Origin of the sequence: Blautia sp. HCP3S3_C4, from assembly GCF_052064095.1 — a bacterium.
Taxonomy (GTDB): Bacteria; Bacillota; Clostridia; order Lachnospirales; family Lachnospiraceae; genus Blautia_A.
This window is the reverse complement of sequence record NZ_JBQHWF010000015.1, coordinates 68,059-92,182: the sequence shown is the minus strand read 5'-3', so window position 1 is coordinate 92,182 and position 24,124 is coordinate 68,059. Positions and strand designations below refer to the sequence as shown.

The window sequence follows — 24,124 nt, the reverse complement described above, 5'->3', positions numbered from 1 at the left end:
TTTTTCTTTCTGTAAACTGATGACAGTATACAGAACAATCCAGAGACACGCAAGGTAATCATTATTACGCTATTTTAAGAGGTCAATAACAGGTATTCCCATCGAGTGTTACCATTTCATCTCCAAATGTATATGTGATATTTGCTTTTGCCAGGCTATTATACATATTTACCATATTCTGAAGTTCTGAACTATCTCTCGTCACATCTGCTTTCTTATAAGCCTTTGGATTACTTCCCAGATCTACATCTGCCGCCTCATTATCAATTGCTCCGCTTATCATCTGATAAGCTTCCTTGGCATTTAATTCACTGCCTTCTGTCTCTGGAACAATAGTAAATTCTGAATTAGAAAAACTTACATATGCATTTTCCGGTGCTATCTGATTCTCTTTTTGGGCACAATTTAATAAACTTACCTGTTCCTCCAGCTTTTCCCGACTGAAAACAGTCTCTTCTTGAACCATACAATTTTTCGTTTCAAAAAAACCTCTGATCCATTCCCATGGTTTCTGAGTCTTCAGCAGCTGAAGGATTTCCCCACTGGATACATATTGATAATCAATGTCTTTACCTGTAATAGTCTGAGGTTCCTGCATCCTTGCACTTACCTGAATAACATAGTTATCCTTTTTCCCTGCAATCTCCTGCTCAACTTCATAAGCTGTCTTATTTGAACTGTCAATTCCATTGATGGTCGTACCCAAAAAGAAGTGATATGAGTAATAATAAGATATACCTGCATACACACAACAGCTCATAACCAAAATCGTCACTATAAGCATTACAACTATTTTCATAATTTTGTTTTTCTTTTTGTCTGAAGATACAGTAGATCTGAATTCAGACTTGTCTATCGGCACATAAGTAATTGTTCCGGGTCTTGCCGATTTTGAAGTTCTTATTGATTGCCCCATCACTTCTTTTTGTCTCATATCTTATTCATCTTTCTTTTACATCAACTAGTTTTTTACATTGTCATTGTCAAAATGCAATGTCTTATGGTACTTCGCATTCTCCTCCAGAAGTTTTTTCCATTTTTGTCCATCCTCTTTCGTAGGATTATCAAAATTCTGCTGACCTTTCAATTCATCCATATACTGGACATAATCCAGAAAATAAATGTCTACCGTAGAAATATCTCTGTCCTGAATTGCGAAGTTATTACAGTTTCCAGTAGACTCATTGTACGGAAGTGTGTTTCCATTGGCATCAAGAGCTACCATAAAGCAATCACTGTTGGAACCTTCCTTATAAAGTTCATTTACCGTCAATTCATATGGAGTACGAATCACCGATTTAAGTCCAATACCTGCATCGTTTGTATCATTGAGTTCCAATACTTCTGTCTGGGAATCATCTACCGTAACCGGGATATCGAAGCTCCAGTCACCTTCATATTTGTAGTATCCAGCATCCCTTCCATATTTTTTCTCATCCTCTTCTGACCACTGATAGTTTGCTTCCAGTCCTCTTACCTTGGTAATATCCAGATGCAGGTTAAAGGTATCTGGAATATCAATATCTTTAATGTACTTCTGATATTCTCCACCACGTTCAGACAATTTATTGATAAACTCTTCCAGCAGCGCATAACCTTCATCCGTCTGATCATCTAAGTCCGCCTGAGTTATTCCCATCTCATCCATTACCTGCTGTGTCATTTCATTGTATTTCTCATTATATTCCGTATAATCTTTTGCGGCTTCAGCCAAATCATAACGGAAAATACATGCATAGGTGTTATCATCCAGAAATTTTCCTTCCACTTGACCGTCAATTACCGGGCTAGCCTCTGAATTAAAGTCCACACCCCCTGTCATATCCAGATCAATGACTGGTGTTCCACTTTCCGCCCCAGTTTCTGTTTCTGGGAACGGTTTATCACTTTTAAACTGCATAGTCACATAAATTGCCTGGCTGTTTGCATATACCTCAGAACATGTAATTGTCAGCCCATCTGCTGTCTTAGTGTAAATAGTATCATTATTGGCATAATCTGTCTTGGCTCCGTCTGTTTCACTGCTATCTGTCTTCGTTCCATCAACAGCTTCCAAAGTTGTTGCATGATCTGAAAAGTCACCAAAGAAACTCACATTATCCTGTAAAATTTCAAAGAGTCCTCCTACAACCGGGATATTTTTTGCCATTACCGGATTGATTGCACAGAATACAAATCCTACTGCCAGTACCGCTGCCATCCCTCCTGCTATCCTGCCTCCACTTTTCATCCAATGATATGGATCCTTTGATGCTTTTTTCTGTAAAACAGCGTTATTTTCAATCAAACGATATGCCTGATTAATATGTTCATGCACGATTTCCGGCATTTCTATGTCCTTTTGAAGTTTTTTCTGGAAGTCTTTCTCATTATAATTTAAAGTCATCATTAGGCACGTCCCTCCTTAACCTTATATCCATACATCTCTGCAATCTGTTTTCTGCCACGATAAAGCCGAGATTTTACAGTGCTTTCCTTCATATCCAGAATGTCACTGATTTCCCGGATACCAAATCCTTCCATATAGTATAGAAGAACAACCAAGCGGTATTTACTGTCCAATGGCTCTAAGGCCTGGATCCATTCCATTGCTGCATATTTTTCTTCGTGAAAAGGCGTTTCCGGCATCTGATCCGTATAAGTAACCAGCTTTTTCTTCTGTATCATGTCCTTGCACTTATTGATCAGAATTCGGATCATCCATGTCTTGAAATATCTGTTCTGTTTCAGACTTTTCAAATTTTCATAGCAGGAAAGAATCGTATCCTGTATTGCATCCGCAACATCTTCATCATTTTTCAGATATGCCGCTGCAACCTTGTACATACTCTGTACATTCTCATCTATAAGCCGACAAAAAGCATCTTTATCGCCTTTCTTTGCTTTTCGTATCAAAATCTCATTCATTGTCGTCTCCCTTCTCCTATATCAGACCGGTCATCAGGAAATATTGTATAAAAGCTTTTCTTTATGTGCTTCTACTTATTAGACGTGCAAACTCCCAAAAAAGTTGCAATTTATTTTAACAATCTCAGAAAATCCCCAAAAGATTAGTTTGAACACTTTCATGCTTTTCATGATTATCAGTCAAGGTGCTATAAAATATTCCAGGCACTAAAAGCAGCCGTACCATGTATTTTTACATGATACGGCTTCCAATGATTCCAGCCCCTAAGGACAGATCAATCAAAAATCATGTCCTCTGTCCTATCAGGTTTTATAAATATTATTTTCGAAATTCCATTACATTCCAGCGTTACTTTCTGCTCATGGGAAGAACAGAGGCGAACCCTGTGTATCCTGCCCTCTCTCCATTCGAAATCAACTGTGATGTCACCCTGTGCCTTCATTCCCCGGACTTTTCCATTCTTCCATTCATCCGGAAGTGCCGGAAGCAACAGGATATGCCCTTTCCTGCTCTGGATAAGCATCTCTGCAACTGCAGCTGCAAAGCCAAAATTCCCATCGATCTGGAATGGCGGGTTTACACACAGCATGTTGGGATAAATGCCGCCTCCCACACAGGAGATATTTTCCTCCCTGGTATAACGGAACTGGTTTTTCAAAAGCCCCAGTGTATGTTCCCCGTTCCGGAGTCTGGCCCAGAGGCATGCCTTCCATGCCATGCACCATCCGGTTCCTTCGTCCCCGCGCCTTTCCAGTGACACCCGGCAGGCTTCCAGAAGTTCCGGGGTGTTTTCTGTGATCAGGCTTCCGGGATAAAGGCCATACAGATGGGATACATGGCGGTGATGGATCTCTGTTTCCGGATAATCCAGGAACCATTCTTGGATCTGTCCAAAGCTTCCCGTCTTAAATGGCGGCAGTTTTGAAAGTACCCGTTTTACATCCGCTGTCTCTCCCTCTATATCCAGGATGTTACAGATTTTCAGGTAATACCCAAACAATTCTTTCAGGATGCTGATATCCATGGTGGATGCCATTCCCACACTGTGGGATTTTCCATCTCCTCCACAGAAACGGTTCTCCGGGGAAGTGGAAGGTCCGGTAACATAGTATCCCCCATATGGGAACAGGAACCCAAGATAGAACTTTACGGCTCCCTCGATCACCGGATATGCCCTGTCTTTCAGGAAATCCAGGTCTTCTGTATAGCAGTAATGTTCCCAGATATGCCCAAGGTCAGCATGACCGTTTTTATTCAGCTTTGAACTGCCGTCACCGGACCATAAAGTATCAAGATTCAATTCAAGCGTTTCATTTTCCAGACGGCCATAGGACATCACTCCAAGAGTTCCGTTTCCCAGCGGCAGTGCCTCATTCCAGGCTTCTGCCGGGCTTTTGTAGCTCAATATCCAATGGTCCATTCTTTTTTATCCTTTCACTGCTCCTGCTGTCATTCCTTCGATTACCCACTTCTGTGCAAAAATGTAGACAAGGATAACTGTCAGGGATACAAGAACAACGTCCGCACATACCAGATTCCAGCTATGGCTGTACTGTCCGTAGAAATTATATACTGAAAGCGGAAGCGTCCATTTAGATGATGAATTCAGCAAGTACATTGGAATCTGAAGTTCATTCCATACCCACATGAAACTCAGAATACCAGTGGTTGCAAGTACCGGTTTCAGCAATGGCAGGATTACTGTGATAAATAATCTTCTCTTGTCGCTATATAGAAATCATCATAATCACTGGCATGACGGATTTCTTCTGATTCAACAATTTTCTTTCCAAGCTTTCTCGGAAAAATCTCCGTTTTTACATAATTCTTATTGAAATTCGCCAGAGCATCTTTATGTCTTTTATACGCATTACCATCCAGCGCATGCACAGCTGATATTGCATGGTAAATCCCATAATATGCCCGGTTATTTGCTCCACGGAATTCTTTAGCTGCAAAAAGGATTTCGGCTGCCTTAATATCACTTTTAGAGGTTTCGATACGATACAGTACCAAATCTTTCTGCGTTCCCTTTTCATTAGGCTGCATCAAACAGTTTCACCCCTTCTTTCTTTACATTCGCATAAAATGGGTATACATCAACCCAGTTCTGGAAATGCTGTTGGCTTTTTGCTATCGGTTTAATATCAAGGTCATGATCCATATTGAAATCAAAAGTTTCTCCTGACAATTCATGGCGATACTGTTTAATATCTATGTCTGACAAGTCCAGGAGAATCATTATATCTATATCAGAATCTGCCTTATAATCTCCCCTTGCATAGGATCCATATAAAATTACTGTCTTTAAATGACTTCCATATATCTTCCGTAATATTTCGGTATACTGATCCAACAATATTTTTATTGTTACCGGCATAATGTTTTCTCCTTTCCTGCTTCGATACTTTTTTCTTTATTATAACCGAACCACTATATCTTTTCTACTGCTTTCTCACACTGTAAATTCATATTTTTCCCGCATTTGTCACAAGATTGTCACAGACTCCTGCCAATATGCCCGGAAAAGCGCGTATTTACGGCATTCTTTCAAAATTAGTATCAAGCATTTTCTTTTTGCTTATATTATCTCTTTTTGTAAATCAACAGCTCTGGATTTTCACCATCCTTCTCATATGTACATACCAGAATAAAATCCATACTTGCCAAAATACCGAAGCACCTATCTCCTCCAAATTCAGGCTCCAGTTGGTTCCCCAGATAGGTTTTCTGATCATCAAGGAATTTCACTTTTTGTCCATTAGGCAGAGTATATTCCAGATTCACATATTTCCCCACAAGTGCATTTAGCTTGTCTACTCTTGGAAGTCCGTCGATATGCAGATCATTTATTTCGTTTATCAATTGCATTTTAAACTCTTCAAACTGACCATTGTCACTAAGTTCATCATATCTTTTCCAGTAATCTAACTTTGGAAGCATTTCCTTCAAATAAGAGCGTGCCTGTTCTTCTGTAAAGTTTTCATTTACCATATTCTTTACACACACATCAATCAATTCATCCATATCATTATATGTGTATGTTCCATCTGCATAGCACCATTTACAATACTCCTCATTTAATGTACCATCTTTATCACGTCCCAAGATAGAATCATCATCAATTGGCATCCCGCAACACTGGCAGATCAGCTTTCTGGGTTCTCCCAAAAGCGTATTGATGGAGACACCAAACTCTTTTGATAGAAGTCTAAGGGTATCAGTATTCGGGACTGTGTCTCCATTTTCCCAACGGGATACTGCCTGTCTCGTCACCATAACTTTATTTGCCAGCTCGTCCTGTGACATTCCTCTTTCTGTTCTAAGTTTAAGAATTATCTTTTTTGTTTCCATAGTCGTCACCTCCGTTATCTTTATCATATCGATAAATCTGCAGTCTGAAAAGCAACCTGCTGTTGCCATAATCTATTGTATTGCAATATCTGTGTGGCAACAACCTACGTAAAGTAAAGTGTTCTTATTCATTTCCGTTTAATATTTCCATCAGTCTTTTTTCTTTGATAATAGCAATTCCCTGACTTTCATCGCCCAGTATGATCAGATTATCACCTGGCTGAATATCAAATATTTTTCTTGCTTTTGCCGGTATCACAATCTGACCTTTCTCTCCCACTTTCGTGATTCCAAAAACATGCTTTCCCTTTGGTGGTACACCCAGGCCAAGATTATTGCTGTTTTCTCTGTCATAATTTACCAGTTCATCCAGACTTACATCCAATACTTCTGCCAGGAGCTTACACCTCTCAATATCAGGTAAGGATTCTCCTGTTTCGTATTTTGAAAGTGTCTGTCTGCTTACACCAATCTTTTCAGCCAATTCATCCTGTGAAAAGCCATGCATTTTACGTACGGATACAAGGTTATCTTTAAACATGTTTTTTCTCCTTTTTCAGACCTAATACACACCAGCGGATAATCGGTATTCTACTGATGATTTCATATAAAAGCAATGCACCTGCAAATGCACTGATTCCCACGACTATATATACAATACCTGCCGAAAGTTCTGAAGCAAAACACCTCAGGTAATAAGCTACACAAGCTAATGAAAGATAATGAAAAACATAAATTCCCCAGGATTTTTTTGACATCCATCTTGATACTTTGTTTTCTGAATTTCCATATTTTTTCATAAATGCCAAAATTGCAAGAATTGAAAACCAACAATAAATACAGGCAGGCAGATTATTAAGCACAGGCTCTACCGCATAATTTTCACCAAAATAATATATAGTGTAGAATATTCCTGTTGCACCAGCTGCGATCAGAAAAATCCCCCACCATTTACTTAAACGCTCAACAACCTCATCATGTGAAAAAATAAAATAACCTGTAAAAAAACAAAACCCGTAAATTCCAAACCGGTACACAGTTACTATCGGGGTATTAAGAACTTGTGAGAATCCATATACAAAGACAGTTAACAAAACCAGCAGCCATACTGGTGTTTTTTCTCCTTTTTTCCAGATACGATCCCTTTCAATTTTTCTCACTAATAGCAGAAGCATCGAAAAAATCCATAACACCTGTATATACCAAAGAACACCGATTCCTGATATAGCCATGATCACATACCGAACTATTCCTGGAACTGACTCAAAACTTTCAAAAGCACCGCTGATTTTCATATTATAATATCCCAGTATCCATTGAAATACAAAAAGTCCGACGGTGGAAGGAACCAACAACTTGCGTGTTTTATCTCGGATAAATTCTTTTAAATTATGCTTTTCCAGATAATATCTGACTGTCATACCAGACACCGTATATAACAAAGCCATCATCCAGGGATATACCAGATATTGGAGAGCATCCTGCAGCTGTTGTTTTTTAAACGGACCAATTACTCCAAACAGCTGGACACCATTGTACATATAAATCACGTGATAAATTACAACAATGCAAACCGTAATCCAGCGAATATTATCCAAATATATTCTTCTTGTGCTATCCATACTTTTCCCACCTTTGCAATTATTTTTAACATATTTTAGCATAAAAAGAGTGGTCTTACGACCAACTTTCCTTAACATTTTCTACTGATTTTTGTTAAAAATCATTGCATTATGCTATACTTTCGTTTACAGCTTATTTTCATAATGTCTGTATAACGCTCCCTTAGTCATTCCAAGATTCCCTGCAATCTGACTACACTATTTATAAACCGTATGATTGGAATGATTTCATGGAATTAACAAAAAAATCCCTATAACCGATAAAAGCCGGGAATACAATCATCTTCTCTGCATATTAGACCGGGGAATTGATGATATGGAAGCTGGTCGTGAATTGCCACTGGAAGATGCTTTTCGCAAAATCACAGAATTAAAGGATGCACGAAGAAATGCAAGAATATAAAATTATTTTAACCCCCAGATACCTTGTACCCTGATAAGTCAGTATTCCTTTTTCTCCTTCCTTCAACTCTCTAAATGATTGATTATCAACATTATATGCAGCTTCCACTGGAATCAATACATAATCAGCAGCCACCAGTGCATTAATCGTTACCATCCCCAGTGACGGCATACAGTCGATCAATATATAATCATATTTATGCATTATTTACGAGGATTGCTATAATAAAATCGCTGATAACTTGAGTAAACTTCGCTGAAGATTACATGCCTATACTTTTACTCATTTTGTACTCAACTAATTGCATTTTTTGATGATTTTCAGTGATGCCTGAAGATAATTTAGACTTTTTAGAAAAAAATAGAGAAAAAAAGCCCTGAAAATCTTATAATCACTTCTAAAACATAGTGTTTATAAGACTCTCAGGGCCTATAAATACTTAAATCTAAATAGAAAATTAATCTTTACAGATTATTTACCCATCTGCTTTGCAACTTCTTCTGCAAAGTTCTCTTCTTTCTTTTCGATACCATCACCTGTCTCGTAACGTACGAAACCTTTAACAGTAATCTTAGCACCGTTTTCTTTAGCAACCTGCTCTACGTATTTAGCTACAGACTGTTTTCCATCTTCAGCTTTAACGTATGTCTGGTCAAGAAGGCAGATTTCTTTAAGCTCTTTTTTGATACGTCCTGTGATCATTCCTTCGATAACCTTAGCAGGTTTCTGGGATTCCTTAGGATCGTTCTGGATCTGAGCCATAAGGATTTCTTTCTCATGCTCAATGTATTCTGCACTTACTTCGCTGTCACTTGTATACTGTGGTTTCAGAGCTGCAATCTGCATTGCTACGTTCTTAGCCATTTCTTTAACAGCATCGTTAACTACGTCTGTTTCAACGTCTACAAGAACACCGATCTTACCGCCCATATGTGTGTAGGAAGCAACGAAACCGTTCTCTTCTGTAACCTGAGCAAATCTTCTGATGTTCATGTTCTCGCCGATAACTGCGATCTGAGCTGCAAGAGCTTCTTTAACAGTCTTAGTTGTATCAAGTGCCCATGCTTCTGCAAGGAAAGCATCGATATCTGCTGCTGTTGTGTTCATAGCCTGAGCTGCTACATCTGCAACGTAGTTCTGGAACTTTTCATTCTTAGCTACGAAGTCTGTCTCAGCGTTAACTTCTACAACAACTGCTTTCTTTCCGTCTTCGGAAACTAAAGTTTTGCAAAGACCTTCTGCTGCTACACGGCTTGCTTTCTTCTGTGCTGTAGCAAGACCTTTTTCGCGAAGGAATTCTACTGCTTTATCCATATCACCTTCTGTAGCTGTAAGAGCTTTCTTACAATCCATCATTCCGGCGCCGGTCATTTCTCTTAATTCTTTTACCTGTGCTGCTGTGATAGCCATTTCATTTTCCTCCTGAATAATATTCGTAAATCGCCCGGAGGGGCTTTTCCTTTTTCAATGACAGGAAAGCCTGTCGGCTTTCCTGTACTGGTTCAAAAAATTATTCTTCTGTAGCTGCGAACTCTTCAGATTCAGCTTCGATTTCACCGTCTACATCTGCAGTACCCTGTTTTGCTTCGATAACAGCGTCTGCCATTTTGGAAACGATTAATTTTACTGCACGGATTGCATCATCGTTACCAGGAATTACATAATCCAGTTCTTCCGGATCACAGTTTGTATCGCAGATACCGATAAGCGGGATTCCTAATGTATGAGCTTCCTGTACGCAGATTCTTTCTTTCTTAGGATCTACGATGAAGATTGCATCTGGAAGTCTCTTCATTTCTTTGATACCACCAATGTTTTTCTGTAATTTGGCAAGTTCTTTTTTCAGCTCAATAACTTCTTTCTTAGGAAGAACGTCAAATGTTCCATCAGCTTCCATAGCTTCGATCTGTTTCAGTCTTGCAATACGGCTCTGGATAGTTTTGAAGTTTGTAAGCATACCACCTAACCATCTCTCGTTTACATAGAACTGTCCGCAACGCTCTGCTTCTGTTTTGATAGCATCCTGAGCCTGTTTCTTTGTTCCTACGAATAAGATGTTTCCACCGTCTGCTACGATATCAGCGATTGCATTGTAAGCATCGTCAACCATACCTACAGACTGCTGTAAGTCGATGATGTAGATACCGTTTCTCTCTGTGTAGATGTATGGAGCCATTTTAGGGTTCCATCTTCTTGTCTGATGTCCGAAATGTACGCCTGCTTCTAAAAGCTGTTTCATTGAAATAACGCTCATGTTTGTTCTCCTTTTTTGGTTAATTTCTTCCGCCCGGTTCTTTTTCCTGGGGACCCAGCCTCACACCGCAGGGCACCATCCGCGGGAATCTCCGAACGTGTATATTTTTGCACACGCAATAGATGCGCATGACTCGCAACTTCTGTAGTATAGCATACAAAAACCCTCCATGTAAAGAGGGTTTTTTGCAAATTTTTTATTATTTTTACAGGTTTTTCAAGATCTGCCAATGCTGTCTTTCAGTTTTTTTTCTTCTTCAGCAGTCAGCTGACGGCATTCACCTTTTTTCAGGTCATCCGGCAATGTTAATACTCCCATGGAAATTCGTTTCAGATAGACCACTTTCTTTCCTACTGCTTCTGCCATTCGCTTCACCTGATGAAATTTGCCCTCTTTGATCATAAGCTGAATCTCCGAAGACCAACCTGACGGATACTGTTCCAGTTCTGTCTCTTCTACTTTTCTGGTACTGAGGATTTCCAGTTTTGCAGGCATAGTCGGTTTTTTTTCTCCGATCTCCAGGCCCTCAGCAAATCTCTGTACATCTTCTTTTGTCATGCACCCATCTGTGACAGCATAGTAAGTTTTGTCTACATGTTTCTTCGGAGAAAGAAGTTCATGTGCCAGTGCTCCGTCATCTGTGATCAGAAGCAGACCTTCTGTATCTTTATCCAGTCTCCCTACCGGAAACATGCCTTTCCTGTCTGATGGCACCAGTTCCATCACTGTTCTGTCCCGCTTATCCTCTGTTGCACTGACATAACCTGCAGGTTTATGCAGAAGATAATAGACAAATTCCGATGCCTTGGAAATTCTGTTTCCATCCAGAATTATCTCATCCTCTTCACTGACCTTGATCTCCGGTTTCTTTACAGGCACACCATTGACCTGGACTTTTCCCTTTTGAATATATTTTTTTACCTCACTTCTGGTCCCTGCTCCTGCATCTGCCAGAAACTTATCCAGACGAACTGCTTTTCCCATTACATTCTCCTGTTAATCATCATCTGCTTTCTATGGCAGATTTTTTATATCATTCTCTTCTTTTTTCTTACACTGTACATTTTTTCAAAATGAGTAAGACAGTACACTACGCTGGCCAGCAGAATCAGATAGATCAATATCAAAATCTGTACACCATATTTCATGGAAAACATATCCAGTGCATATTCTGTAATTACCAGTGACCAGATATTGGCCCCCATATGAAGCAACATACTGCTGTAAATATTTCCACTCATTTCCAGTATCCATGCAAATGCTGTTCCAAGGATACTTGCGTATATTCCCTGCACCATATTTCCGTGATAAATACCAAAGATCACTCCGGAAATCACTGCTGCCACCGGCAGCTTCATCCAGTCACGAAGACGCAGATAGATTAACCAGCGAAAGATCATTTCCTCTGCTGCCGGCGCAACGATTCCCATCCAGAAAATCATCATAAAAAGTGATTTTCCTTCTGTAATTCTGGTCATGCTCTCCTGATAGGTGGTGCTGTTGATAAATGACTGAAGTATTGCCATCAAAAAGTTTCCATATTGTGCAAGTCCGGCTCCTGCCAGAAGCAAAAGAACTATTTCCGATATAGAAAGCGATACTTTTTTTTGCGCTGGGATCAGGCCGCCGGCAATTCTTCTGACTTTATCTCTTCCATAAAAATACAATGCCGGGATCATAGCCAGGATTCCTGTTAAGCCTGTGAGAAAAATCGTGTGATTATAGTACGCCTCTGCCGAATTCCCTGCTGTTCTTGCAAATACTGCCAGCGCAGTTCCTGCAACGATCTGCGAAATCACAAAATGAATTCCTGCCGGATATCCTGCCCTCCAGATTTTAGAAACAATATTTTGTTTTCGCAGAGGGCTCAGGCGAAAAAATCTACGATTCCTTCTGCAGAATCAACAATTTTCAGAGGTTCTGCCTTTTTAAGCTCTTCTTCTGTTCCATATCCAAAAGAAACCGCAATACATTCCAGACCTGCTTTGCGTGCTCCGTATACATCATGTTCTTTATCTCCGACCATAATAACCTGATCTCTGTGTTTGTCCATATTCAGACGCTTCAGAACTTCTTCGATCACTTCTGTCTTGTTTGTTCTTCGACCATTCATTTCGCTTCCGCCGATTTCTGTAAAGTACCGGGCAAGTCCAAAATGATCCAGAATCTGTCTCACATATACTTCCGGTTTAGAGGATGCTACCGCAAGAATATACCCTTTCTTCTCTAGCTGTGCCAGCATGTCCTCAATTCCCGGATATACTGCATTCTCAAAAATTCCTGTTACAGAATAACGTTCTCTGTAAATTTCCACTGCTTTTTTTGCAGTTTCTTCGTCAATCTGCGCATATTTCTTAAACATTTCCATAAGCGGCGGTCCTACGAAAACCTTCAGTTTCTCAAGGTCTGGTTCAGGCTTGTCGATTCTCTCCAGTGCATATTGAACAGACTTGGTGATACCCTCTCCGGATTCTGTTAATGTTCCATCTAAATCAAACAAAATTACTTTGTACATAGATTCCTCCTGTCTCAGAAAAATTGATATAATATGATAGATTATATCATTGTTTTCCTGAAGCGTCTATGCAGAAAAAATCCAGGGATCCATTTTTATCAGCTTTCCACCTTGAGAAATAACCAACAATTCTATTTCTTTTACATTTTTATCTTCTGTCTCCGGTATGATCCTGTCTCCTTCCCAATGCCAGGGACATTCTGTTTTGTTAATCCGAAAAGACAGAATCTGAACGGAGCCTTGAGATATTATCTGAATTTGCGGGGTATGGGAGCTATCTGTATTTTGTATGCAATAAAACTTAACAGATTCATCTTTTACATGCGTGTATTCAGCAGTATTCCCCTGGTCTTCTTTATTTTGAAGCACTTTGGAATTATCTGTCTTCGTGTTTTCTTTTTCTGTTTTCTTTACTTTATTTTGTTTCTTCTTATTTTTCTTTTTTGATGACTTAGGCGTTGGTGTCTGAGTTGATTTAGGCGTTTTTGTTGGCTTCGGATGTTTCGTAGGTTTGGGTGTTGGTACAGGTGTTGATGTTGGAGCGGGATTTTCTGGCATCTTAACAGTGGATTCATTATCCGTCTGGGATGTTGCCTGCATATTGTTACCCGTCTGAGATTGATTATTCCCTGCAGAATTATTATTCCAAGCATTATTACTCTGAACGTTATTATTCTGTGCATTATTATTCTGGACATTATTATCCTGAAAATTATTATCCCACTGAGAATCACTGTTCCATTGACTGCCGTTATTCCAGTCAGTGTTATTCTGTTGTACACCATCCCATTGCTGTATATTATCCTGTGTTCCGTTTCCTGTATCAGAATCATACTGATATCCATTGTCCTGGGTCTGATTGTTCTGTACAGGAGTTTCTGATGTGTTGTCTTCAGTCTGCCAGTTATTTTCCCACGTATTCTCCCAACTGCTCTGATTCCACTGCTGCTGTTCCTGCCATTGCCAGCTACTGCTTTCTCCATTTCCTACATCAATATCAAAGCCTCCCATCTGCATGGCAGAAATAGTCGAAGTCAGGCACAGGCATAAACATACAAATGTCACAATCCAGAGTCTGTTATGATTTTTCTTCACTTTTAGTCATCTCCTTTTCCCACAATCTCAGATTTCTGCTGACTGTATCGTCTAACATTGTTTCTTTCAACTTATATTCTGTCCATAGTGTCTGACCGGCTTCCTTTTGTCCGGTACGGAATAAGAACATTCCATATTCACCGTATCCGGCTCTGTAAGTTTCATCATAAAGAAGCATTTGCTCATAGTAGAATCCTGCATTTTCATAATTTTGCCGATACTCACTGTTTACAGCCAGAAGCTGCAAAATCTTTCGGGACTCTTCTTTTTCTGTGCATTGTTTTTGTAATTTTCGCAGTCCGGTATCTGCCTGTTTACAAATTTTTTCCCTGTCTGCTTTACTGCCATTTTGAAATTCTTCCTGATAATAAAGGTCTGTAATATCAGTTAGCTCTTCATAAAAATCAAATGTTTTGGAACCGGATACCAAATCAGAACTAAACAGAAGAAAAACAGTTATTACTGCAAAAGCAATACTACTTCCTGCCAAAACCAACATATTTTTAATTATACTCTGGTTTTGTCTCTTTTGGATTCTGCTTAGTTTTTTCTGTACAATCTTCATATTTTGATAACGCATTTCCGGTTTCTTCATACAGCATCTGAAAATAAGCCAGAATAATGACATGTTCCGGATGAATAACAGATAATCTGTTTTTCCACATAAGGCAGATAATGTTTTTCCAAATGTATAAATATCTGTTGCTGCATTTATCTTTCCCTCATATTGTTCCGGCGCAGCAAAACCGGCAGTGCCTGTGCATACTTTATGATGATATTTATATCCATTTACAGCACCGCCCAGATCGATCAGGTATAATCTGCCATTCTCACCCAGCATCAGATTGTCAGGCTTCAGATCCCCAAAATAAACCGGTGGTTTCCGACCATGAAAATAGGAGAATACCTCTGAAATCTCCATTCCATATTTAATGATTTCATTTATGGAAAAATGTTTTCCGTCTCTTAAACACTCACCCAGAGATTTTCCCTTGACATATTCCATAACAAGATAGCATTTCCGGTTATCCTCTATATAATCTATCATCTTTGGCAGAGACGGATGTGAAAGCTTCAAAAGCATACGTGCTTCACTTTTGCCGTATGCCGGTATTTCTTTTACCGCCCACAAAACGCCTAGTTCCAGATCTCTGGCAAGGTAAACTTTCCCTCCACCGCCTTTTCCAACAGGCTCCAGAATACAGTAACGCCCTTTTAATACAGTTCCAGATAAATTCACTGGTTCACCTCCTGTTCAATTGTCAAACAGATAAAATCATCAGATTCGCTACTTGCTCATAACCGAATAACTGCTCCGCAGTTTATCTGAGCCAAGCAGATATTCACAATTCGTTTAAAATAAAAATGGAAAATATGATGGAAGAATTTCATCACGTATAGATTAGATAAATACAGAATAGCACATTTCGTTCTTTTTGAAAAGCCCCATTTACAATATATGTAAACAGGGCCTAGTATACGTTACTGTTCACTCCGTTCTCAGTAACGTAGCCAAAATTCATTCCAGATTGCCTGCGGCAATGAAATTTTGGCTTGTATGTCTCGGGATTTTGGCATATTCATGCCAAAACGCCTCGCGGGATAGTGGTGTGTGAACAGTAACTAGTATACCAACAAGTTGATTTATTGCTGAATTTTATTTTTACATTCTGTCCGGTGCTGAGAATCCAAGAAGATCGATGCACGTCTCCAGAACTTTCTTAGTGAGTTTCAGCAACTGGATGAAGGAAGCTTTCTGTGCTTCGTTCTCTTCGCTAAGGATCTTTGTCTCATGATAGAAGCTGTTGAATGCATTGGATACTTCGTAAATATATGCACAGATCTTATGCGGTGCTTTTTCTTCAAAGGCGTTCTCTACAGTTGCACCGAAACCTGTCAGCTGAAGCATCAGGTTTTTCTGACTGTCGTTTACAGGATCAAGGATTGCACCTGCTTCAAGGTTTCCACCCTCTTCTTTGAAACGGTTCAGAATAGATTTGATACGAACGATTGTATACAGAATATACGGACCTGTATTTCCTTCAAATGATGTAAATCTGTCAATATCAAAAATATAATCCTTGGTAGCCTGATTGGAAAGGTCACCATATTTGATGGCTGAAAGCCCTACGATCTCTGCAGTTTCTTTCGCATCTTTATCTTTTACGCTGCGATTTTCAACAATCTTGGTAAACATCTCTTCGTTGATGTCTTTAATGAGAGTTTCCAGACGCATAACGCCGCCTTCTCTTGTCTTGAACGGTTTGCCGTCTTTTCCGTTCATGGTTCCGAATCCAAGGAAGGAAAGCTTTGTATCATCTTTTACAAGCCCGGTCTTTCTTGCACAGCGGAATACCTGGATGAAGTGAAGTTCCTGACGTTTATCTACCACATACAGGATCTCATCCGGGTTAAATAATTTCATACGCTCTACGATTGTTGCAAGGTCTGTAGTTGTATAGAGAGAAGCTCCGTCTGATTTCAGAAGCATACATGGAGGAATCTCTTTTGTGTCGTTCTCTTCTTTTACATCTACTACAAGTGCGCCCTGATCTACATAGGCAAATCCTTTTTCTTTCATCTCCTCAACCATTCCTGGAATATATGGCTGTGCATCGGATTCCTTTTTCCAGAGATCAAACGATACGTTTAATTTGTCATAGTTGCGTTTCAGGTCTGTAACGGATACGTTCATGATATGGTTCCAGAGAGCCATGTATCCCGGTTTGCCCTGCTGAAGAAGATGAGTTGCTTCCAGAGCTTCGTTTCTGTACGCTTCATCCTCTTTGGACTTGCCGCTTGCACATGGATAAATTTCTTCCAGCTCACTGATCGTAAATGGTGCTTTCTCCGGATATTCTCCCGTATAAGAATCATCAAAATAAACCAGCTCCGGTTTTCTGTGTTTCAGTTCTGTAATGATCAGTCCCATCTGAAGACCCCAGTCTCCCAGATGAACATCACCGATTACTTTATGACCTACGAAACGGCCAATTCTCTTAATACTCTCACCAATGATTGCAGAACGAAGATGTCCTACATGAAGAGGTTTTGCAACATTTGGTCCGCCGTAGTCGATGATGATTGTTTTCGGCTCTTTTGCTGCTGATACGGAAAGTTTCTCGTCTGCAGCCATTTCCTTTAAGTAATCTGCAAGGAATTCACCTTTTACTTTCAAATTGATAAATCCTGGTTTTACGACTTCTGTCATGGAGAAAACCCGGCTGTCTTTTAAGTATGCTACTACATCATCAGCGATCATAAACGGCGCTTTCTTGTACGCTTTGGCTCCTGCCATAGCACCGTTGCACTGAAATTCGCAAAGATCCGGTCTGTTGGATACGGTTACTTTTCCGTAGTATGGGTCGTATCCGGCTTTTTCAAATGCTGCGGAAAGTTCTTCCGCCATCTGCTCCATAAGTTTCTTCATTCTATTAACTCCTCAACTAAATATTATTCTCTCAGAAATACATCTTTTCTAAAAGTTTATTTTACAACGACTCTTCTGGAACAAGCTACAGCTACTGCTCCATATCCAATGTGACAGGCCACACTCAGAGATAAGGGATCTAAAACTATCTTCTGTCCCGGAAAAGCCTCTTCCAGTTCTTTCTTAAACTCCAGAGCCTCCTCTTCATTTCCTGCATAGGCAGACTGCAGGCACATTTCTCCACGCTTTACATATTCAGCAAAACGATTTTCCCAATCATTCTGCATAGCTTTCACCATAACCCGCTTAGCCTGTTTCTTACCTCTAGTCTTGGAATAGGCATCCAGCTTATCACCCTGGATCTGTAATACCGGCTTTAAATTCAAAACCGTTCCGATTGCTGCCGCTGCAGGAGTGACCCTGCCGCCCTTTTTCAGATATTTCAAAGTTTCCAAAGTAATATAAATACTGGAATCTGATTTCTGTTCCTCTAAAACCTGTCTGATCTGCAGGGCATCTCTGCCTGCATCTCTCAATGTCAGTGCATCCAGTACAGACTGTTTTTGTGTAACAGAAATTCTCTGATTATCCACTACCTGTACTTTTCCATCATATTCCCGGGCCAGTCCGCTGGCTGTATCACAAGAAGCACTGAGTCCGCTGGACATTGGAATATGCACAATCTGATCATAGCTTTCCAGAAGTGTATTCCATAATCCACACACATCTGCCGGTCCCGGCTGTGAAGTGGAGATAGATTCCTCATTTTTCAGACGCTCATAAAACTCTTCCTGAGAAAGAGTAATCCCCTCCAGATAAAGCTTCTCATTAATATAAAAAGGCATAGGAATCACACTAACTCCCAGATCCCTGGCCAGGTCCTGCGTTATGCCGCTGTTACTGTCTGTGACAATGGCCACTTTTCCCATATACATTTCTCCTTTACTTCTAATTCATCCTTCATATAAATAAAATTTCTGTATTGCTGATCATAGGTGAACAGCTGATAGTTTTCATCTATGCAATGTAAAAATACATACTGTGTTTAGTTTAACATAATTTGGGGGCTATCTCAATCCGGAATTTAAAATTTACAGCATAAAATTTTCATATCATAAAAAATAGTATATTAAAAAAAAGAAGCACTGACATTCACATCAGTGCATTCCTTTCATCTTATTCACTTCTAAGCGCATCAATTGGATTCAGATTTGCAGCCTTTACAGACGGAAGCAGACCAAATACCACACCGATCACTGTAGAAAAAAGTACCGCCACCACAATAGACGGAATACTGATAGCAGTCGGTGAACCTGTTACTTTTCCCACAACCTTAGAAAGTCCGATGCCGGTTACAACTCCGATAATGCCTCCAATACTGGTAAGTACAGAAGCCTCTGTCAAAAACTGACCCAGTATTGTCTTTTTGCGTGCACCAATAGCCTTTTTCAGACCAATCTCTTTGGTACGCTCCGTAACCGACACAAGCATAATGTTCATAACACCAATGCCTCCAACCAGTAAGGATATACTTGCGATCCAAATCAGCTGATTGTTTGTGCTTTCACTCAGCTTCTGCATATTTCTTACCTGCTTCATAATATCATCTGCCTTATATTTTAAAGTAGATGTCTTTCCGTTTCCTGCTGAAGGAATCAGCTCATTCAGCACTTCAGCCGCATCATTTCCCACTGTGCTCATAGTATCCGTACTGTCAGCTTTTACCACTGCATTCTGGGGCACATCAAATTTAAAAGAAATTGGCCAACAGCTGTCAGGAATCATCACATTTCCAATAATATTCTCCTGATATGTATAATAATCAGTAAGATTACTAATCGTTGGCTGATAGTTTTCATTTTGGCGAATCACGCCTACCACTGTATAAGGTTCCTGGTTAATTTCCACAGTTTTCCCTACAGGATTCTCCGAGGGAAACAGATTCTGTGCAGCATTGTCATCAATCAGCGCTACCTTATTATATTTTTTGTAATCATCCGTCACAAATCCTCTTCCGGACTGAACCACATAGCCACAGGTTGCCAGATAATTCACATCGATACCATAAACACTTCCACCCTGAAGACTATTGTTATTATTATAAATGGTAGCACTAGAACTGTTGTAATAAAAAGTTGCATTCTCTACGTGATCCAGATCATGAATCTTATCTTTGACATCATCTGTGAGAACCGGTGTCTGACTTGTAGTGGATCCATACTCTGAATCATACTGATTGTCGCCATCATACAGATATATATTTACCGTATTGGAACCAGATCCGATAAGATCTTCCTTAATCTGCTCACTTGTACCCTTGATGGTAGATACAATTGCTATAATAGAAGCAATACCAATAATAATGCCAAGCATTGTCAGAAAGGATCTCATCATATGTGACCATATTCCCTGAAAAGCCAGGCGTATATTTTCAATCATAAAATTTCTCCCTTCTTACTATTGATTATACATATAGTCCAAAGTTACCTCGTTGGTTTTTGCGCCCTCAACAGCATCCTTGCCATAAGGGAATGCCAGCTTGTCATCGCTGCTGATACCGCCCTTGATGATGATATCATAACCGCCGTCCACAGTTGCGCCCACTCTGATTTCCTGCTTTTTCAGAATTCCGTTATCATCCTTGTACACATAGTTTTTTCCGTTTTCACTCTTTACAAAAGCCTTGGATAAAACCATGCTGCCATTATCAGCCGCTGAATTCTGGAGCTCCACCATTACATAATCCGGTGTATCAAACTGCAGGCTTTTATCGTCAACAACAGCGGTAAATGCATAATAGGACACATTGGGATTATTATCTCCATAATAATTGTAAGAATCTACCGGATATTCAGATACATCCATTATTTCCGCCTCAAATTGTCCTGATGTATAACTGGTACAGCTTAGCTTTGTGCCCTCTTTCACAGTATCCAGCATCAGTTCGCTGACAGCGCCTACTACATAGTAACCATCTTCACTCTTTACCTTGAGCAATGCTTTACCGTCTGTAGTTGTACCACTGGACACATCTCCCACATAGGAAACAATTCCATCCAGCTTACTGCTTACAAGCTTCTTATTTGCTTTCTTTTCCAGTTGTGAGATCTTGATATCACTCTCCTGGATATCTAGCTTCAGACTTGCTATCTTACTGTTCTGATATTTGATCGCATCTGCCCTGGAAACAGTTGTCCCCGCAGGTTCGGTACTGTCTCCGCCGCCACTGCCATCGTTATCTGCATCATCATCGTTTTCATATCTGGATGCATCTGCCAGAGTAAATTCCACCTCTGCAAACTCATATACTGATTTCTCCAGCAAGCTTCCGTTGATCAGATAATATCCTGTACAGGATTCCTTACGGTCTTCGTAATTTCCAATTTTATCTAACTGATGAAATTCCAGCTGATACCAGTATCCTCCCTGATGCTCTATCTGGGTTCCATCCTCACTGTAGCCTGCCATTTTATTGAAAAAGCCACCTGTCACAGTAACCTTTTCTTTGGCACTGCTGCATAGAAATATATATGGATCCTCCTCTGTACCGGTTCCTGCATAGGGGATAGTCTTACCATCCAGCTTCTGATAAAAAGGCTCTTCACCATCTGTCATATTCTGATCAATGGTTGGCGTAGGTGTTGGTGTCAGCTGCGAAGAATCATCAAAGGAATTCTCTGTTCCATCTCCGAAATCACTGGCAGAAGGATCTCCATAAGCAGGTGTATCATTAATGCTCTGTTCTGTATCTTCTTCAGTATTTGTTTCCTCACTCTGTCCATTCTCTGTTCCTTCAACAGCTTCCGTCTCTCCGTCCACCTCTCCTCCATCTGTAAAAGCATTCAGCAACAGGGGACGAAATGCTACAGCCAGATAATTACCGCTCATATCTGCTGCAGAAGATAAAGTTGTATCCGGAGCCAGATCATCCCCGGAATCTGTGGCACTGCTATCAGGAACATCGGAACTGTCTGCATTTGCTCCTCCGTCAGACTCTTCCACCGGACCGCCATTCTGAAGGCTTTTCAGTCTGGCCTGTGCTTTGTTCAAATCCTGTTCCTGTTTTTGTTTTTTCAGTTTTGCAATATTTAACTCCATCTCTACCAGGGTAGTATCAAAGGAAATCAGCGGATCTCCTTTTTTTACAGCATCTCCCTTGGCTACATACACCTGATCAACGATCAGGTCTTTATCCCCGCTTACAGTCTGAGAAGCACTGGCTGTTACGGTTCCATCAATGGTAGTATTGCTGGAATAATACTGCTGCAGAAGGCCGCTGACTGGTGTGACATTTACTGTCTTCACACTGTTTTTTTTCATCTGCATCAGTCCCGCACTAATTCCGGTACCTGCCAGAGCCACTACCAGTATACCGGTGATTATTTTTCTGGATTTTCCCATGAAATCACCTCTTTTCCTGAAGGATACCATCTTTTATGGTAACCACCCTTTTCGCATGGGAAGCAATCTCCGCATCATGAGTGATCATAAGCACTGATACGCCTTCCTCATTTAGTCTCTGAAAAAGCTCCATTACCTGAGCTCCCGATTTACTGTCCAGAGCACCTGTTGGCTCATCTGCCAGCAGAAGCTTTGGATTATTCACAATTGCCCTTGCAATAGCAACTCTCTGCATCTGCCCTCCGGACAGCTGGTTCGGCTTAAAATCCACACGATCTGCAAGTCCCACTCTTTCCAACGCCTTCCGCGCCCTTTCTCTACGTTCCTTCTTTGGAACCCTGGCATAATTTAAGGGCATTTCCACATTTGCCAGTGCACTCTGCTTTGGAAGAAGATGAAAGCTCTGGAATACAAAACCGATCTTATGAAGTCTGATATCCGACATTGCATTTTCAGAACAAGCTTTAATATCCTGTCCGTCCAGGTAAAAGGTTCCCTCTGTCTGTTTATCCAGGCAGCCTATAATATTCATAAGTGTGGTCTTTCCTGAACCGGAAGGTCCCATAATTGCTACATATTCTCCCTCTTCCATAGAAAAATTCACATCTTTTAATACCGGAACCTTCATCTTTCCCTGCTGGTACTCTTTATAAATCCCTTTCAATTCCAGTATCATTGAATTCCCTCCGTATCCTCATCCGCACTTATACCCGGAGCTTCATCCATAGGGATCAAATCCTCATTTGGATCCAGTGTATCCTCAGAATCGTCAAAATTCTCGACGTCTTCGTCACTACTCTCTTCTATGGGTTCCATATCCACAGAATCATCCGGCATTGCATAACTGTCTGCTCCTGTCATATCCATACTGAGGTCATCCTCACCTTCACCAAGAGTCTGGGTAATATCTCCCTCTTCTGTAGTTTCCCCTTCCTTCAGGGCATCTGTAGGAAACGCAATACTATCCTTCTTGGTCAGTCCGTCAATAATCTCATATTCGCCCAGATCATCGTCATGTTTTCCAAGAGTTATATATCTTTTTTCCAGCTTTTTCTTATCATTGACAGCCCATACATAAGGCTCGTTGGTATCAGCATCCACAATATAATAATCGCTGAGCCACAGGCCTTCCTTCAGTTCATCCTGCCCGATATCTCTTTCTATATATACATGCTGTCCCAGCATCAATCCGTCAGAAGAATCCAACTCCACATAAAATGGATAGGAGGTAGATGTTGTCTGTTCATCTGAGCTGCTGCTCATACCCATCATATTCATATCATCATTGCTCTCAGATGTCCCATTATTCATATCAATACTTCCCATGGTTCCTTTCCATGTCTTTGTGCTGTCCACGCGGGAACGGATAATCACAGCTTCTCCAGGAACAACAGAATCTCTGTTCTGCTCATTTACCTTTCCTTTCACTCTGTAGGAACCGGTACTCAGAATAGTAATAAAAGCAGAACTGTCAGAATTACTGCTTCCGCCTGACATTACATCTGAAGAATCACTGTCATCCACTGTATCCCCGTCATCACTGGTCATTTTGGATGTATCGATTTTCTGAATCACACCGTCAATTTCACTTCTCACCTCTGTATTGCCGGTAGCATTCTGGAGCTTTTCAATTTCTGCAGTCTTACTCTTCTGATTATATTCATTTTTTTTCAGATTCATTTTATTGGTTTCGATTTCAATTGTATAGGAAAGCTGATCCTCTGACTTTGCTTTCTTCTTCTCTGCTTCCAAAGTAGCAATCTGCTCTGTAAGGCTCACTTGTTCATTTTTCAGCCTGTCCAGATCCAATTTTGCCTGCTGCAGATCATCCTGAATGCTGCTGAGATCATATTCAAAAAGAAGCTGTCCGGCCTTAACCTCATCTCCGGTCTTTACCTGAACTTCCTTTACCTTACGTCCACTCTCTATCTTAACACTCACCGTTTCCTGGGGCTCTACCACTCCGGCAAAACGATTCGTTGCCGCTGACTCCACTCCGGTAAGAACACTGACCTTGGAAACATATACAATGGAATCATTATTTCCACTCTGACCGTTGCCGTAAAAATGATACCAGACACCAGTACCAATAGCACCGACTGCGATAAGGATTCCCAAAACGATAAGAATTCGTTTCTTCAT

The 24,124-nt window shown here is 40.4% G+C and carries 23 protein-coding genes and 1 pseudogene; all 24 read right to left on the bottom strand.

Annotated elements, in window-relative coordinates:
• Positions 1 to 82 precede the first annotated feature (82 nt).
• Positions 83 to 934 (bottom strand): peptidoglycan binding domain-containing protein, encoded by an 852-nt coding sequence (locus ACTNC6_RS13275; protein ID WP_441044325.1) that lies wholly within the window; start codon positions 932 to 934, stop codon positions 83 to 85.
• Positions 935 to 961: 27 nt separating this feature from the next.
• Complete coding sequence (locus ACTNC6_RS13270) at positions 962 to 2,389, bottom strand: DUF4179 domain-containing protein (protein ID WP_441044324.1); 1,428 nt, start codon at positions 2,387 to 2,389, stop codon at positions 962 to 964.
• Positions 2,389 to 2,907 (bottom strand): RNA polymerase sigma factor, encoded by a 519-nt coding sequence (locus ACTNC6_RS13265; RefSeq protein WP_008703676.1) that lies wholly within the window; start codon positions 2,905 to 2,907, stop codon positions 2,389 to 2,391. Before ACTNC6_RS13265 ends, ACTNC6_RS13270 begins: the two co-directional genes overlap by 1 nt.
• A 275-nt stretch (positions 2,908 to 3,182) precedes the next feature.
• Complete coding sequence (locus ACTNC6_RS13260; RefSeq protein WP_441044323.1) at positions 3,183 to 4,328, bottom strand: glycosyl hydrolase family 95 catalytic domain-containing protein; 1,146 nt, start codon at positions 4,326 to 4,328, stop codon at positions 3,183 to 3,185.
• A gap of 6 nt (positions 4,329 to 4,334) precedes the next feature.
• Positions 4,335 to 4,598, bottom strand: coding sequence for a hypothetical protein (locus ACTNC6_RS13255; RefSeq protein WP_441036134.1), 264 nt, complete (start codon positions 4,596 to 4,598; stop codon positions 4,335 to 4,337).
• Between the two features lie 8 nt (positions 4,599 to 4,606).
• Positions 4,607 to 4,957: a HEPN domain-containing protein gene (locus ACTNC6_RS13250; protein WP_441044322.1), complete on the bottom strand. Its 351-nt coding sequence runs from the start codon at positions 4,955 to 4,957 to the stop codon at positions 4,607 to 4,609.
• Positions 4,947 to 5,288 carry a nucleotidyltransferase domain-containing protein gene (locus ACTNC6_RS13245; RefSeq protein ID WP_025576915.1) on the bottom strand — a complete coding sequence of 114 codons (342 nt, stop codon included), beginning with the start codon at positions 5,286 to 5,288 and terminating at the stop codon, positions 4,947 to 4,949. The genes ACTNC6_RS13250 and ACTNC6_RS13245 overlap by 11 nt, the downstream gene beginning before the upstream one ends.
• Positions 5,289 to 5,494: 206 nt before the next feature.
• Positions 5,495 to 6,262 (bottom strand): zinc ribbon domain-containing protein, encoded by a 768-nt coding sequence (locus ACTNC6_RS13240; protein WP_441044321.1) that lies wholly within the window; start codon positions 6,260 to 6,262, stop codon positions 5,495 to 5,497.
• A gap of 124 nt (positions 6,263 to 6,386) precedes the next feature.
• The gene (locus ACTNC6_RS13235; protein WP_118331114.1) at positions 6,387 to 6,803 is read right to left on the bottom strand and encodes a helix-turn-helix domain-containing protein; all 417 of its coding nucleotides are present in this window, start codon (positions 6,801 to 6,803) and stop codon (positions 6,387 to 6,389) included.
• On the bottom strand, positions 6,796 to 7,962 hold the full coding sequence (locus tag ACTNC6_RS13230; RefSeq protein ID WP_441044320.1) for an acyltransferase family protein: 1,167 nt from the start codon (positions 7,960 to 7,962) through the stop codon (positions 6,796 to 6,798). Before ACTNC6_RS13230 ends, ACTNC6_RS13235 begins: the two co-directional genes overlap by 8 nt.
• Positions 7,963 to 8,380: 418 nt before the next feature.
• A pseudogene (locus tag ACTNC6_RS13225) lies at positions 8,381 to 8,485 on the bottom strand (ParA family protein); the annotation flags it as partial.
• A gap of 273 nt (positions 8,486 to 8,758) precedes the next feature.
• Positions 8,759 to 9,697, bottom strand: a complete 939-nt coding sequence (gene tsf, locus ACTNC6_RS13220) for a translation elongation factor Ts (RefSeq protein WP_019162109.1) — start codon at positions 9,695 to 9,697, stop codon at positions 8,759 to 8,761.
• A 100-nt stretch (positions 9,698 to 9,797) separates the two neighbouring features.
• A complete protein-coding gene (gene rpsB / locus ACTNC6_RS13215) occupies positions 9,798 to 10,541 on the bottom strand; it encodes a 30S ribosomal protein S2 (RefSeq protein ID WP_062807791.1) in 744 nt (247 codons plus the stop codon).
• A gap of 216 nt (positions 10,542 to 10,757) precedes the next feature.
• The gene (locus ACTNC6_RS13210; protein ID WP_128868038.1) at positions 10,758 to 11,525 is read right to left on the bottom strand and encodes a pseudouridine synthase; all 768 of its coding nucleotides are present in this window, start codon (positions 11,523 to 11,525) and stop codon (positions 10,758 to 10,760) included.
• Between the two features lie 44 nt (positions 11,526 to 11,569).
• Positions 11,570 to 12,340 carry a lysostaphin resistance A-like protein gene (locus tag ACTNC6_RS13205; RefSeq protein WP_441035707.1) on the bottom strand — a complete coding sequence of 257 codons (771 nt, stop codon included), beginning with the start codon at positions 12,338 to 12,340 and terminating at the stop codon, positions 11,570 to 11,572.
• 68 nt (positions 12,341 to 12,408) lie between these two features.
• Positions 12,409 to 13,056 (bottom strand): HAD-IA family hydrolase, encoded by a 648-nt coding sequence (locus tag ACTNC6_RS13200; RefSeq protein WP_441035708.1) that lies wholly within the window; start codon positions 13,054 to 13,056, stop codon positions 12,409 to 12,411.
• Positions 13,057 to 13,122: 66 nt separating this feature from the next.
• On the bottom strand, positions 13,123 to 14,151 hold the full coding sequence (locus tag ACTNC6_RS13195; RefSeq protein WP_441044319.1) for a hypothetical protein: 1,029 nt from the start codon (positions 14,149 to 14,151) through the stop codon (positions 13,123 to 13,125).
• Positions 14,135 to 15,391: a serine/threonine protein kinase gene (locus tag ACTNC6_RS13190; RefSeq protein ID WP_441044318.1), complete on the bottom strand. Its 1,257-nt coding sequence runs from the start codon at positions 15,389 to 15,391 to the stop codon at positions 14,135 to 14,137. Before ACTNC6_RS13190 ends, ACTNC6_RS13195 begins: the two co-directional genes overlap by 17 nt.
• A 423-nt stretch (positions 15,392 to 15,814) precedes the next feature.
• Entirely contained in the window at positions 15,815 to 17,581 is a 1,767-nt protein-coding gene (gene argS / locus ACTNC6_RS13185; RefSeq protein ID WP_441044317.1) for an arginine--tRNA ligase, read from the bottom strand.
• Positions 17,582 to 17,637: 56 nt separating this feature from the next.
• Positions 17,638 to 18,510, bottom strand: a complete 873-nt coding sequence (locus tag ACTNC6_RS13180; RefSeq protein WP_441044316.1) for a DegV family protein — start codon at positions 18,508 to 18,510, stop codon at positions 17,638 to 17,640.
• Between the two features lie 247 nt (positions 18,511 to 18,757).
• Entirely contained in the window at positions 18,758 to 20,020 is a 1,263-nt protein-coding gene (locus tag ACTNC6_RS13175; RefSeq protein WP_173742471.1) for an ABC transporter permease, read from the bottom strand.
• Positions 20,021 to 20,038: 18 nt separating this feature from the next.
• Positions 20,039 to 21,982 carry a hypothetical protein gene (locus ACTNC6_RS13170; RefSeq protein WP_441044315.1) on the bottom strand — a complete coding sequence of 648 codons (1,944 nt, stop codon included), beginning with the start codon at positions 21,980 to 21,982 and terminating at the stop codon, positions 20,039 to 20,041.
• Between the two features lie 4 nt (positions 21,983 to 21,986).
• Positions 21,987 to 22,658 carry an ABC transporter ATP-binding protein gene (locus tag ACTNC6_RS13165; protein WP_019162123.1) on the bottom strand — a complete coding sequence of 224 codons (672 nt, stop codon included), beginning with the start codon at positions 22,656 to 22,658 and terminating at the stop codon, positions 21,987 to 21,989.
• Positions 22,655 to 24,124 (bottom strand): efflux RND transporter periplasmic adaptor subunit, encoded by a 1,470-nt coding sequence (locus ACTNC6_RS13160; protein ID WP_441035719.1) that lies wholly within the window; start codon positions 24,122 to 24,124, stop codon positions 22,655 to 22,657. The genes ACTNC6_RS13165 and ACTNC6_RS13160 overlap by 4 nt, the downstream gene beginning before the upstream one ends.